This window comes from Staphylococcus sp. ACRSN (assembly GCF_022346615.1).
GTDB lineage: Bacteria > Bacillota > Bacilli > Staphylococcales > Staphylococcaceae > Staphylococcus.
The window spans coordinates 216,306-229,833 of sequence record NZ_JAKRNS010000001.1 but is presented as its reverse complement, the minus strand read 5'-3'; the positions used below and the strand labels follow the sequence as shown (position 1 = coordinate 229,833).

8 protein-coding genes are annotated in these 13,528 nt (G+C 34.6%); 3 read left to right on the top strand and 5 right to left on the bottom strand.

Going from position 1 to position 13,528, the window contains the following annotated elements; all coding sequences use genetic code 11:
- The first annotated feature begins 12 nt into the window (after positions 1 to 12).
- Positions 13 to 753 (top strand): cyclase family protein, encoded by a 741-nt coding sequence (locus MHZ36_RS01085; RefSeq protein ID WP_239229053.1) that lies wholly within the window; start codon positions 13 to 15, stop codon positions 751 to 753.
- Positions 754 to 1,105: 352 nt separating this feature from the next.
- On the top strand, positions 1,106 to 2,956 hold the full coding sequence (locus MHZ36_RS01080) for an assimilatory sulfite reductase (NADPH) flavoprotein subunit (protein WP_239229051.1): 1,851 nt from the start codon (positions 1,106 to 1,108) through the stop codon (positions 2,954 to 2,956).
- Between the two features lie 97 nt (positions 2,957 to 3,053).
- Here the strand turns inward: MHZ36_RS01080 and MHZ36_RS01075 are convergent, their stop codons facing one another.
- From MHZ36_RS01075 to fadX, 5 genes are all read right to left on the bottom strand, one after another.
- The gene (locus MHZ36_RS01075; RefSeq protein ID WP_239229049.1) at positions 3,054 to 4,250 is read right to left on the bottom strand and encodes a thiolase family protein; all 1,197 of its coding nucleotides are present in this window, start codon (positions 4,248 to 4,250) and stop codon (positions 3,054 to 3,056) included.
- 41 nt (positions 4,251 to 4,291) lie between these two features.
- On the bottom strand, positions 4,292 to 6,550 hold the full coding sequence (fadB, locus tag MHZ36_RS01070; RefSeq protein WP_239229048.1) for a 3-hydroxyacyl-CoA dehydrogenase/crotonase FadB: 2,259 nt from the start codon (positions 6,548 to 6,550) through the stop codon (positions 4,292 to 4,294).
- A gap of 50 nt (positions 6,551 to 6,600) precedes the next feature.
- A complete protein-coding gene (gene fadE / locus MHZ36_RS01065; protein WP_239229047.1) occupies positions 6,601 to 7,809 on the bottom strand; it encodes an acyl-CoA dehydrogenase FadE in 1,209 nt (402 codons plus the stop codon).
- Positions 7,810 to 7,911: 102 nt separating this feature from the next.
- Positions 7,912 to 9,414 (bottom strand): long-chain-fatty-acid--CoA ligase FadD, encoded by a 1,503-nt coding sequence (gene fadD, locus MHZ36_RS01060; RefSeq protein WP_239229046.1) that lies wholly within the window; start codon positions 9,412 to 9,414, stop codon positions 7,912 to 7,914.
- 15 nt (positions 9,415 to 9,429) lie between these two features.
- Positions 9,430 to 11,004 carry a fatty acid degradation protein FadX gene (gene fadX / locus MHZ36_RS01055; RefSeq protein ID WP_239229045.1) on the bottom strand — a complete coding sequence of 525 codons (1,575 nt, stop codon included), beginning with the start codon at positions 11,002 to 11,004 and terminating at the stop codon, positions 9,430 to 9,432.
- Between the two features lie 496 nt (positions 11,005 to 11,500).
- On the opposite strand from fadX, the gene MHZ36_RS01050 reads away from it, so the two are divergent.
- Positions 11,501 to 12,781 carry a condensation domain-containing protein gene (locus MHZ36_RS01050; protein WP_239229044.1) on the top strand — a complete coding sequence of 427 codons (1,281 nt, stop codon included), beginning with the start codon at positions 11,501 to 11,503 and terminating at the stop codon, positions 12,779 to 12,781.
- The last annotated feature ends 747 nt before the right edge of the window (positions 12,782 to 13,528 follow it).

Genomic DNA, 13,528 nt, shown 5'->3' with positions numbered 1-13,528 from the left:
TAGGTGATCGTTATGAGTTATCCATTATGGAAACAGTTAGAACAACTAAAGACATTAACGTGGGTCGATTTGACCCACACCTTTGATGAAACCATCCCATGTTTCAGCGAATTTGAACGTGCTAAAGTATCTACACTCTTTAATGTACAGGACGATGGTTTTTACGTGCAGAACTGGGACATCGTTACGCAATACGGTACACATATTGATGCACCAATACATTTTGTCGAAAACACGAGATATTTGCATGAAATTGAACTCACTGAATTAGCCTTACCCTTGATTGTCTTAGATTTTTCAGATGAAGTTGCTAAAAATTCAGATTTCATTTTGACTCAAAATCACATCACACAATGGGAAGCTGAAAATGGTAAAATTGAACCTGGCACATTCGTTGCATTACGCAGTGATTGGTCGAAACATTGGCCAGATATTGAGCGTTTTGAAAATAGAGATAGCGAAGGTAATCTACACTTACCTGGTTGGGGTTTAGATGCTTTACAGTTTCTATTCGAAACACGTCATATCAAAGCGATAGGTCATGAAACCTTTGATACTGACGCTTCAGTAGATGTAGCCAAAAATGGTGATATCATCGGAGAGCGTTATGTTTTAGGACGAGACACCTATCAAGTTGAACTTTTAACAAACTTAGATCAATTACCAACACGTGGGTCTATTATTTATACCATTAGTCCCAAACCCAACAAAGCACCAGGTTTTCCTGTACGTGCTTTTGCAATTAAACCTTAATTCAAACTATTTTTAAAATTAAAACCTAGCCATTATAAATGCTAGTTATAAAAAATTGAGCCCTTTTTGTAACTAGTCATTTCCCTTTCATTAATATATAGTAACCCCAAATCAATTCTATTACTTGGAATGATTTGGGGTTAACTTGTATCATAAAAGATATAGAGTTGAATTTAAAATTTACCATTATATTGCAAGCTTTTATCATTCGCTAATATTGTAATATAACAAAATTCATTCCAAATAATTAATAAAACTATACAATAATGTTATAATTTTTATAAATTTCATATAAAAATATCATATGTATGAAATTTTTGTATTTTATATATTCAAGGACGAGGTGACATTTTTGCAACTCAATCAATCAAACACCCCTTTTGATTCTACTCAATTGGGTCTCATAAATCAGCTACTACCCATACTCTCATCTGAGCAGAAACATTGGCTTAGTGGCTATCTTATCAACACATCTGCAGAAGATTATACTGCTAAAGATGACGCTACAGCATCTTTAACTTCTACAACATCAACAGTTGAAGATGCAACCGAAGACACTCAAACAGTGACTGAACCTTTAGATATTCATATTCTATTTGGTACAGAAACAGGTAATGCCGAAGAGGTGTCTGAGCAATTTGAAACAACACTAAAATCTCATGACTTTAATGTCCATTTATGGGATATGGACGATTTTCCAAAAGATCAATTAACCACTGTAGATTATCTGTTTATTATCTGTTCTACTCAAGGTGTAGGTGAGCCACCAATTAACGCTATTGACTTCCATGAATATTTACATGGCGATTCGGCTCCCCACTTAGACTCATTAAACTTTTCAGTATTAGCTCTTGGAGACCAAGACTTCCCTGACTTTTGCCAAGCTGGTAAAGATTTTGATAATATACTTGAAAAATTAGGTGCAAATCGTATTGCAGATCGCGTGGATTGTGATTTTGACTTTGAAGAAACTTCCGAACAATGGATGTCAGATATGGTCGAACTGTTGTCTGCACGCTCACCTGGTAAATCACAAGAATCCGCTACAGAGGAAGAAGTAACACTAGAGACACCTGGGGAAGGCTATTCTAAATCCCATCCTTTTGAAGCTAAAGTCATTGAGAATACTATTTTAACTGCACCAGAGGCAACCAGAGAGGTAAGACATCTATCGTTATCTCTAACAGGTTATGGTGAAACCTATGAACCGGGTGATAGTTTAGTAATTATTCCTGAAAATGCCTCATCCTTAGTCAACAAACTGATACATGCTTTAGGATGGGAATCTGATACACCAGTCCAAATAGGAAAAGACGCTGAAACTGTAACCGTAAAAGACGCATTTACACACCATTTGGAGATTTCTAAACTAAGTCCATCACTCATTAAACAAGCCGCAGATGTATTTAAAAACCCTATGCTAAGAGCAAATGCGCAAAAAGATGCTTGGATAACTAACTATATATATGGCAGAGATTTAATTGATTTAATTACAGATTTTTCACCATATAGTATTGAGCCTCAAGCGTTGATTGATATTTTAAGAAAGTTACCACCAAGAGAATATTCTATTGCGAGTAGTAATAAAGTGAATACAGATAGCGTTCATCTTACAGTACGTGTCGTACGCTATGACGCCTATCATCGCGAACGTCTAGGTGTTTGTTCTGGCCAACTTGCTGAACGTACACCAATTGGAGATAGCTTACCTGTATATTTAAAGAAAAATCCAAACTTTAAATTCTCATATGATAACAGCACTGCAACAATTATGATTGGTGCCGGTACTGGTATCGCTCCTTACCGGGCTTATTTACAAGAACGTGAGTACTTAGGATTAGCAGGTAAACAGTGGTTAATCTTTGGTAACCAGAATTATAGTACAGACTACCTCTATCAAACAGATTTAGAGCGTTGGTTAAACGATGGTGTATTAAGTAAATTAGATTTAGCTTTTTCTAGAGATACAGAAAATAAAATTTACGTACAACATCGTATTGAAGAAAATGGTGCCGAATTTTATCGTTGGCTTGAAGAAGGTGCAACAATCTACCTCTGTGGTGATAAAGATGATATGGCCAAAGGCGTACATCAATCACTTGTTAATGTATTAATACAACATGGTGGTTATGATGAAACAGCAGCAGAACATTATTTAACAGAACTGATCAAAGCACAGCGCTACCAACGCGACGTATATTAATAAATATTAAAAGCAGTGTAAAATAACTTTCACACTGCTTTTTAATATGATTTCAATGGTTGTACTCATATCAAATATTTAATTGTGTTATCGAAACTTAACTACGCTTTCCTACATATTCAAATATACCAGCTGCGCCCATACCGACACCAATACACATTGTTACCATGCCATATTGTGTATCTGGACGTTTCTTCATTTCTGATAACAGTCTCCCCACTAACATTGCTCCAGTTGCACCTAACGGATGACCTAAAGCAATTGCCCCACCATTTACATTTGTCTTTTCAATATCTAATCCTACCTCTCGGATAGAAGCCAATGTTTGTGACGCAAATGCCTCATTCAACTCTACTAAATCAATGTCTCCCACTTCAAGGTTCGCTAACTTCAACACTTCCGGAATCGCATACGCTGGTCCAATACCCATCAATTTAGGATCGACACCAACTGCCTTAAATCCTACAAAGCGCGCAATAGGTTCGACACCCAATTCTTTTACTTTGTCACCTGACATTACAACGACAAATCCAGTTCCATCTGTCAATGGTGCAGATGACCCTGCCGTCACTGTGCCGTCCGCTTTAAATACAGTTGGTAATTGAGCTAATGATTCAGCATTTGTGTCTGGTCTAATCAATTCATCTGCTTTCAATATAGACTTTGAAACAACAGGTCCTGTAGCATCATACGTCACTTTATTTACTTCTATTGGAATAATTTCGTCTTCAAATTTCCCTTCATCTTGTGCTTGTTTAGCACGTTGATGACTTTGAACGGCATATGCATCTTGATCTTCTCGAGATACTTGATAAGTATCTGCTACTGTTTCTGCAGTTAATCCCATTGGATGAGATACGCCAGAATCCTGTTCTTGCAAAATAGGATTATTAGTAGGTTCGTTACCTCCCATTGGTACTGCGCTCATCAATTCGACACCACCCGCAACGATGACATCTGCTTGTTCAGCAATAATTTGATTAGCTGCATGCGCCACTGTTTGTAAACCTGAAGAACAATATCGATTGACTGTTTGTCCAGGCACCTCTTGAGGTAGTCCCGCTAACAGTGCAATGGTTCTGGCAATATTTTGTCCTTGTAATCCTTCTGGGAATGAATTACCTACAATCACATCTTCTACCATACTTGGTTCAAATTGACCTCCGACACGTTCTAACACACCTTTTAATACTTTTGCTGCCACTTCATCTGGTCTTTCATGTGCCATTGCGCCACCTAACTTTGCTTTGCCTGCTGCCGAACGTCCATATGCTACTATATATGCATCTCGCATTTAAGATCATCCTTTCTGTTATCTATAAAATTACGTTCCGATTAATTGCGTAATGGCTTCCCTTTTTTCAACATATGTGAAATACGATCATATGTTTTTTTGTTTTTTAATAATGTTAAGAAACGCTCTTTTTCCAATTTTTGTAGATAACGTTGGTTAATATACGTGTTTCTCGGAACATCTCCTCCAGCTAATACTTCTGCAACTTTAAGCGTAATTTCATAGTCATAATCACTGATAAAATGACCTAAACGTTGCGCATCTAGCTGTGCTTCTGCTAATGCCTTAAAGTCTCTGCCTAATGCAATATACTGACCTTTTGTCTTAGGTATATAATTTGTTTCCGCTTCATATTGCGCACGTTTCAAAGCAACATTAACGCGATTTTCTGTATTAAATATGACTGTATCTGTTTCTCTTAAATAACCATATCTAATTGCTTCATATGCATTCGTTGAAACTTTAGCCAAACCAACATTCATTAAGACTTTTGTAATAGCTTGTTGTTTGTCATCATGCTTATGATTTCCACGTAAGACTCTATCCGACAATTCTGCCAAACCTCCACCTGCTGGCAACAAACCTACACCTGTTTCTACTAACCCGATATATGACTCGCTTGCCGCTACCACAATCGGTGAATGGAGGACTAATTCACAACCACCACCTAAGGCTCTACCTTGAACAGCTGTGACAACAGGTTTTAACGCATGTTTTAATCGACTAAAACTATAGTGTAAATTATCGACACCTTTACCAATTTCACTGTCTACAGTACCCGTTTCATGTGCTTTCATCATTAATTTAAGATTCGCTCCAACACTAAAGTTTGCGCCATCTGCATAAATTACCATGCTTGAATAATCTTCACTCTCAAGCAAATCTACCGCAGCAACCAAATCATTCACAAAATCATCTGATACAACATTATTCGCACTCTGTAACTTTAGTAATAATTGGTTACTGTGTACCACAGATAATTTAGAGTCAGAGTGATCCCAAACCACTGTATCGACATATTCTGTTATAGACGTCGTACGTTGAATTGACTCCCCTTCAGCATAAAATGACTCATTACGTTGCTCAATCCAGTCTGGTAATTTACCTAACTCTTGTTTCATTCTAGATTTCACACGGTCAAATCCAATCATGTCCCACAATTGGAATGGTCCTTTTTTCCAATTAAATCCCCATACGATAGCGCGATCAATATCTTTATAATCTGTTGCAGCTTTCGGAACATTTAATGCAGAATAATAAAAATTATTTCTCAATGTTTCCCATAAAAACACGCCTGCATCATCTTGTGCATTGAATATAACATCCAAATTATGAGCTAATTCTTTATTAAACTCTCTTAAAATAGATTGTTGTGGTGGTGTAGGTTCAACATAAGTTCCACTTTCATAATCAAACACAAGTCTACGTTTACCTTCTTTTTTATAAAATCCTTGCTTAGTCTTATTACCTAGTGCACCATTTTCAAAAAGTGTTTCTGCAATTTTAGTATCATGGAAATAGGGTTGCTCTTCAGGCACCTTTTGCATACCACCAATCACTGCCTTAGCTATATCTAATCCCACCAAATCTGACAGACCATATGTCCCCATCTTAGGACGACCAATACTCTTGCCAGTCAATGCATCAACTTCCGTAATCGTCAAACCACTGGATTCTGCTCTATACATAATATCGTTCATCGTTTGTGTACCGACACGGTTTGCAACAAATCCTGGTACATCATTCGCAACTACTACCCCTTTACCTAACACATCTTCAGCAAATGCCTGTACTTGATCAATATATTGTTGTGCAGTATTCGCATTAGGTATAATCTCTACCAACTTCATAATACGTGGCGGATTGAAGAAATGCATTCCAAAGAAACGTTGCTTATCTTGTTCATCAAATGCTTGTGCGATAGCTTCAATTGGAATTCCAGAAGTATTCGTTGCAAAAAGCGCATCTGGACGAGCAACTGCTTTTACTTTTGTCCAGACTTGGTGCTTAATGTCCACTTCTTCTTTTACTGCTTCAATATAAATATCTCCATCTTCACCTTCAGTCAAATCATCATCAAAATTACCATATGATAAATTGGAAGCAAAATCTAAATCAAATAATAATGGACGTTTGGGATTTGTAATAAATTCATATGCCTTTTTAGAAATTTTATTAGGATCTTGTTCATCGATTACGATGTCCAATAATTTCACTTTTAATCCTGCATTTACAAGTAGTGCAGCGATTTGGCTTCCCATCGTTCCTGCACCTAATACGACTGCTTTTCTTATCGTCATACTAAACCCTCCAAATATATTAATTTTACATGTCAGTTATTGAACGCTATTTATATAAATGCCGAATCACCTGTAAGTGCACGTCCGATGACTAACGCATTGACTTCATGAGTACCCTCGTAAGTGTATATCGCTTCTGCATCGGCGAAGAAACGTGCAATATCATACTCACCAGCTAAGATACCATTACCGCCATGAACACCTCTGCCCATTGCCACTGTTTCTCGCAATCTCAATGAATTCATCATCTTAGCAGCAGAAGTGGCGACTTCGTCATATTCACCATTGGCTTGCATGCGCGCAAGTTGTGCACATGTTGCCATTGCTTGGGCTAAATTACCTTGCATCATCGCTAACTTTTCTTGAATCAATTGAAATTTACTAATTTCTTTACCAAACTGTTTACGCTTTGTTACATAATCTGTAGTTGCCTTCAACGCACCAGCCATTGCCCCTGTTGCCATGTATGCTACACCAGCACGTGTGGAATATAACACCTTTGCAATATCTTTAAATCCATTGATATTTTGCAAGCGATTTTCTTCTTTAACCACAACATTTTTAAAACGTATGCGCGCATTTGGAACGATACGTAACGCAATTTTATGTTCAAGTAATTCAATTTCAACACCATCTTGATTAGGTTCTATAATGAACCCTTTAGGTTTACCTGTATCAACATCGACAGCATATACCGGCATCACATCAGCTACATTAGCGCCTCCAATCCATTTTTTCTCACCATTAATAACCCATTCATCTCCTTGACATTTAGCAGTCGTTTCTAGTCCTCCCGCGACGTCTGAACCGTGCTCAGGTTCAGTGAGGGCAAAACAAGTGCGCAATTCATGAGATTGTAATTTAGGTAAGTAATAAGCTTGTTGCTCTTTGCTTCCACCAAACCAAAATGAATTATGACCTAAACCTTGATGTACACCTAACAATGTTGCTAATGACACATCAAATCTAGCGATTGTATACGACATAAAGAACTGGAATAATTGACTAGGGGTACGTGCCCCTTCACGTCCTTCAAATAATAGTGGATTATTAAAATAGTTTAATTTGCCTAATTCTTCAAAGTAACTTTCTGGTTCTGTCGCATTTAACCAATGCTCGTTTACTGAGTCACGATACTTTTCTTCTAACATGTCATTAAGTTGCTTTAATAATTTAACTTCCCCTTCAGTTAAATCTTTCGCCACGCTTAAAATATCTTCTGGATACAATGCTTTAATCACTTCTTCTTTTGTTGTCATAATGATGACCCCCATCCTTCACTTTTATATAATGATAACGCTTACATTAATGCACAAAATTTTTTATCCTATGTTGTTTGCATATATTTTGATGTTATACGTTTAATGAGATTGCGCTTTTTGATTCATTAATTTTTGTAGTTCCAATTTATCTGGTTTCGATGTTGAATTCAGTGGCATATGCGTCACTTTGAGATACATTCTCGGTACTTTATACCCAGCTAATTTTTCTCTCATATGTTCATTTAATTTCATTTCAAAATCTGGATCATCTTCAGTCAGTACAACTGCAGCCGCTACAGATTCTCCATATTTGGGACTATCAAAGCTTAACACGACGCCTTGTGCGACTAATGGATGTGTCGACAGAACAGCTTCAACTTCTGAAGGTAAGACATTTTCTCCACCTGTAATAATCATTTCTTTACGACGATCTACAATAAAGACATCGCCATCTTCATCTACTCTAGCTAAATCACCTGTTAAAAAGTAGCCATCAACAAATGATTTCTCTGTTTCTTCAGGCTTATTCCAATATCCAGGTGTCACATTTTTACCTCTTACTGCCAACTCACCAATTTCACCAACTAATACATTTTCATGATTATCATCCAATACACGTATATCCACAAACATAATTGGTTTGCCTATACTACCAGGTTTTTCCACACTATTTTCAGGTGTATTGACCATAACAAGTGGTGCTTCTGTTAAACCATAACCATTAATAATATGATGTCCCATACTCGTAAATTTCTGTTGCACACCTGCAAGAGGTGCTGAGCCACCTTGCAATAAAAATTCTATGTCTTTAAAACTTTCAAGTTTGAAATTATCTGCTACAAGCATCGCGTAATACATCGTTGGTATTAAAATTAAATAATTCGGTTCGAATTCCACCATCAAACGATTTAAATCTTCTCCATTAAAATAACGTTGGAGTACTGCCGTGCCACCTGCCATTAATAACGGTAGAATTAAATCATTAAAGCCTAACACATGAAACATTGGCGTTGAGATAATAGTCTTATATGTCGCATTAATCTTATACGTCAGAACTGTGCTGATTAAATTGTTAACCAACGAATCATATGAAAACATAACACCTTTTGGCAAACCAGTCGTTCCACTTGTATACATTAAAATGGCTAGTGTATCACCTTCAACCTCTACGGATTCAAATGGTTTATGATTGGTAGGATCGACGATTTGATCATATTCTGTAGAATCTACATCCATATATAGCAAATCATCTGCCATGCCTTGTAAACTTGATAAGTGCTTTGCTGCATAAAATATATGCTTTACGTTTGAATCGGTAATAACATTTTCAATTTCTTTTGGCTTAAGTCTCCAGTTAATTGGTAAATAAACGGCACCTAATTTAGTAGTAGCAAATAGTAAATCTAACAGTGAAACATCATTCGGTGCGAAAATACCGACTACATCTCCTTGACCTATGCCTTCATTTTTTAAATGACCTGCTAGATTTTCTGCCCTCTTATTCAAATCTTGATAAGACCACGATGTGCCTTTAAATGGATCTATAATCGCCGGTTTGACTTCATCATATGCTGCTCTTGTTTTAATCCAGTCGTAATTCATATTCTTCTCCCCCTTTTAAATACGCTTTCCCGACCTTATAATTTGAGCTAAACCTCCCCACTTGTCATGATAAATTGCCGGATTCGTCACCTTTATATCCTCTGCAATGATTGGTTTGAAATCCATGTGTGCTAAAACGTCACGTTCTACGTCTAGACCTGCTGCAACTTCAATTAATTTCAATCCATGTTCTGTGAGTTCAAATACACCTCTTTCAGTTACAAAGTACACCATTTGCCCAAGTTCTTGCGCATACTTTGCATTAAAATCTATATTGCCCACTTTCTTAACAAATTTATTGGCATGACCTTCTTTATGGATTTCAATTTTTCCATGTCCAAAATCAAGTTGACCCCCGGCAACCATTGTTCCTGAAAAGACAATACGCTTTACTGTTTGGCTAATATCAATAAAACCACCGCAACCATTCATTTTATCTCCAAACTTTGATACATTAACATTTCCGATTTCATCCACCTCTGCAAAACTTAAATAAGCGACGTCCAAACCACCGTTATAAATAAAATCCCAAGTTTGATCATGCCTCATTTGTGCACTTAGGTTATAATTCATCCCAAAGTTTTGACCACTGCTTACTATACCGCCAAATATGCCAGTATCAATATTCAATTGCACCAGTTTACCTGACTGTTCCTCTATCAATAAATTAGATAATTCATTATTTATGCCAAATCCTATACTCACTACATCATCTAGCCTTAAAAACTGAGCAGCACGACGTAATATCACTTTGCGAGCATTCAATTGTAAAAATGGTTCTCGAATTTGTGGTACACGATATCGTCCAGCAAGGGCAGGATCATAATAATTTTGCATTACTTGTCTATGATATTTAGGATTTTCATTAATAACGATGTAATCCACTAATTTTCCAGGAATAAAGACATCCCGCGGATTAAACCTACCATTCTGTATCACTTCTTTAACCTGTACAATGACTTTACCACCGTTATTATGCGCCTTTAACGCTACACTATAACCTTCTCCTAGATGAGCTTCATGCGTCATATAAATATTTCCGTCTTGATCTGCATAAGTACCTCTTAACAAAGCGATATCAATATTTGGAAAGTCATATTTCAAATATGGTTTTTGTTCAACTTCTACTAAGCTTACCAAGTCTTCTGTAGTACGTTGATTAACCTTACCTCCACGATATCTAGGATCGACATTCGTATTCAAACCAATTCGTGTTAAATAGCCAGGTGAAGCAGATGTATGATTACGGTAATGTGTTGTAAGTACACCTTGTGGTAAATAATATGCCTCAATTTCATTTTCCTTCATCGCACGAATTGTTGCTGGCGATGCCGTTATAATACTTGTAATTAACCTTTTCACCATATTTCTTGTTACAAATGAATCTAAATCAACTCCATCTCCCCGATAGTCGCTGATATCATTGGCTAACATAAATGTTAAATTCTTAGGTGTCCGAACTTCATCATAATAATCAACCAATACCTTTAACAATTCTACCGGTAAATTAGCTGATGACAATGCTGCCATAGCAATTGTATTATCGTCCTTTATAATGTCTGTTACTTCAGATAATGGAATAATCTTCATACCAATAAGCTCCTATCCTTCATTAAATGCAACACAACAATTTGACGCTAAACTTCACAATCATCTCCCTTTTGAATAATGTAAGCCCTTTCATGTAATATACCATTAATTTTGAGAAATATGCAAAAATTTAAAATTTTATAACTATTTTAGAAATGATACATTTATGTGACGATACGTAAATTTGTGTGTAAATAGAAACCACAAATACCTAGGTTCTCGCCTCAGAATACATTTGTTACTTTTGTGTTTTTTAACAGTTGTTCATTATATATTTATCCATTCGAACAAATAAGAGATTCCTTTTATAAAGAAATCTCTTTTAATATAACAACCAAAGCACAAATAAAATATGCTATCATATTAATTGTCTAAACATTATATATTTTTTACATATTATAATAATATATTCGTTACTTTAAAAAGATTCAAACACTTTTAAATATGATTACAAAATGGAAAATTCATCTCATCCAATAATTAGGGAGGTTTAATTTTGGAGAATCACAAATTATCATACGCCCAAACAGAAATTATTCAAGTACAAGAATACTATAAAGACGCTAGTATTAATAACTTGGCTGGACTTCTTTATATTAAAGATAAGGTTACAATATCCAAAATTGAACAAGCATTAAATTATTTAATAAAAATACATGCAAGTTATAGAATTAAAATCAAAAAAGAAAAGTCAGAATATAAGCAATATATTAGCAATCATAAAGATAAAAAGTTTGATTTTATTGATTTCAACAATGATCCAGAAGCATATCATCATTGGATTAATGTGGAAATTAAAAGAAATATATTTGATAATGATAGTGATTTATATAAATTTACAATTTTACGACTTCCTGAAGGCAATATGGCTGTACTTACGTTACAACATCATATCATCTCAGATGGTTGGAGCCTGACAATAGTTGGAAATGTATTAAGTGAATATTTAATAAATGAAAATAAGCAAGAAACTTTAGCATATACTTATTTAGATTATGTTAAAGAGGAATTAAAATATACGAATTCAAAAAGATACGAAAGAGATAAACAATTTTGGTTGAAAAAATTAGAAAATTTCGAAAGTAACCAATTATTTAAAAAGCACTCTACGCATTGTGCACAGGGAGATAGAAAAGGTTATAGCCTTTCCGATATAGATACACATAAAATAAAGGTATTTTGTGATAAAAATAAGATAAGTATAAACAACCTGTTTACTACTGCTATGATTATTTTAAAATATAAAAAAACTTATGCAGAAAAAATTTCAATTGGTTCAATAATGCATAATAGAACTAAACAAATTGAAAAGAGTATAACCGGTGTTTTTTCAAAAGCATTACCATTGATAGTAGATGTTTCTAGTAATAATTCTATCAGTGAATTATTAAGTAAGACAAAAATCGAAAGTTTTAATTTGTTAAAACATCGAAAATATCCCTATAGTCAAATTGAAGATGATAACAAGAATAAATATGGGATGTTAGATTGTACGATTTCTTTCCAAAATAAGCAATACAATTCCAAAGTCATAGAAAATGGTTATTCAGACGTATGGCTAGATAATGGATTATGTGATACACCATTAGCTATCAGTATAAGTAATAGAAATAGAAACAGTGTTTTAGATATTGACTATGATTATCAAATTGCTATTGTTAATGAAAAAGAAGTTAAATACTTACATAAAGCCATAGTGAAACTTGTAAAAGATATAATAGAACATCCAAATAAGGAAATTAAAGATATAAATTTAATTACTGACACCAAAAAATAAATTACTCGTTAGTTATGATTTAAACCTAATTAAGTAAATGCAATTTGAATATGTTATGAATATTAGAAATGCAATAGGATTAGTATTAATAATGGTGCTTATAATTAATATACTTCACTATAAATCCCCCTTACTACATCAAATAGTAAGGGGGATAGTGTATATGTTCACGGCTTTTTCTGTTAACTACATTATGACATTCATCATTAGAAACCTGTGGCAATAAATACAGCAACAATTGCTCCTATAACTATGCTTTCCATCAGATATAAAGATAGAATAAGTCATCGTCCTTTAGAATATTCAAGTCAATATAGCAGCTAATACGATACGTAATTTTGTAAAATCACTATTATAAAAATTCATTAAATATTAACTCTGTTTCCACTGGCGCTACAAGAATGTTAAGTAACGTGGTTACCGATGTATTTAAATGACATATCTCTAATGTAAAACACTTCATAATTTACATTTCATCTTTAATGTATGAAGTAGTATCTTTATCCTACTTTTACTTATCCTCATTTTGTTTGTTCTTATTTATAACTTTAAAAACTTTTTCAAGAATATAGTTCGTTATCATAAATATAACTATAGATATTATTAAAACAATAATGAGATTATACTTTTCGTAAAAACCACTGAACGATAATATCATAGAAATAATAAAGTATGAAAAAAAGCTTATTATAGTTTTCAATTTACAGCCTCCTTTTATCTGTTATTGTATGGTCATCGAACCTCTGA

Excerpts from the sequence above, each read along its gene's own strand:
- MHZ36_RS01085 (WP_239229053.1), top strand. The coding sequence starts at position 13 with ATGAGTTATCCATTATGGAAACAGTTAGAACAACTAAAGACATTAACG.
- MHZ36_RS01075 (WP_239229049.1), bottom strand. The coding sequence starts at position 4,250 with ATGCGAGATGCATATATAGTAGCATATGGACGTTCGGCAGCAGGCAAA.
- fadB (WP_239229048.1), bottom strand. The coding sequence starts at position 6,550 with ATGACGATAAGAAAAGCAGTCGTATTAGGTGCAGGAACGATGGGAAGC.
- fadE (WP_239229047.1), bottom strand. The coding sequence starts at position 7,809 with ATGACAACAAAAGAAGAAGTGATTAAAGCATTGTATCCAGAAGATATT.
- fadD (WP_239229046.1), bottom strand. The coding sequence starts at position 9,414 with ATGAATTACGACTGGATTAAAACAAGAGCAGCATATGATGAAGTCAAA.
- fadX (WP_239229045.1), bottom strand. The coding sequence starts at position 11,004 with ATGAAGATTATTCCATTATCTGAAGTAACAGACATTATAAAGGACGAT.